At 68.5% G+C, this 841-nt stretch carries 1 protein-coding gene; it reads right to left on the bottom strand.

Going from position 1 to position 841, the window contains the following annotated elements; all coding sequences use genetic code 11:
- The coding region (locus tag D180_RS17530; RefSeq protein WP_017913826.1) for a HAMP domain-containing protein at positions 1 to 841 on the bottom strand (841 nt) is incomplete at both ends.

The following is an 841-nucleotide window of genomic DNA, read 5'->3' on the forward strand; positions in this document are numbered from 1 at the left end:
ATTCCTCCATCGACGCGGCGGTTTCTTCCAGACTGGCGGCCTGCTGCTCGGTGCGGCGCGACAGGTCGTCGTTGCCGGTGGCGATTTCGCTGGCGGCGGCATTGATGCTGACCGCGGCGGTCTGGATGCGGCCGACGATGCCGGTCAACTGGTCGGCGGTGGCGTTGGCGTCGTCGCGCATCCGCGCGAACACACCGTGGAAGTCGCCATGCATGCGTGCGGTGAGGTCGCCGGCGGCGATCGCCTGCAGCAGGGCGGACAGCTTGCCCAGGTTGCGGTCGCTGACCTCCATCATCGCGTTGAGGTCCTGCACCATCAGCCGGAAGTCGTGCTGGAAACTGGCCGCATCGCCGCGGGCGCTGAAGTCGCCGGCCGCCGCCGCGGCGGCCAGACGCTTGATCTCGGTGTTGATCGCCAGCAGGCTGGCCTTGGCCGCGTCCATCGACTCGTGCAGCACCGCACGGCTGCCGGGCAGCCGGCGCGCATCGCGGCGCAGATCGCCGTTGGCGTATTCGTTGAGGATCTCGACCGCCTCGACGATGGCGTCCAGGTGCTCGAACATCATGGTGTTGATGCCCTTGCTCAGTTCGCCGTACACGCCGGGGAAGTCCTGCGGCATGCGGTGGCTGATGTCCTTGTCGGCGTGCAGCTCGATCATCAACGCGGTTTCGCGGGAGAAGCGCTGCAACTGCGTCTGCATCCCACCCATCGCCAGCAGCAGGCGGCCGGGTTCGTCACGCGCGTCGGTGGCCACGTCGTTGTCCAGGCGGCCGGCTGCGATGGCCTCGGCGGCACGGGTGGCGCGATTCAGCGGCACGGTCAGGCTGCGGGTGATCAGCCA

Origin of the sequence: Xanthomonas sp. SHU 166 (assembly GCF_000364685.1) — a bacterium.
In the GTDB taxonomy this organism is placed as follows: Bacteria; Pseudomonadota; Gammaproteobacteria; order Xanthomonadales; family Xanthomonadaceae; genus Xanthomonas_A; species Xanthomonas_A sontii.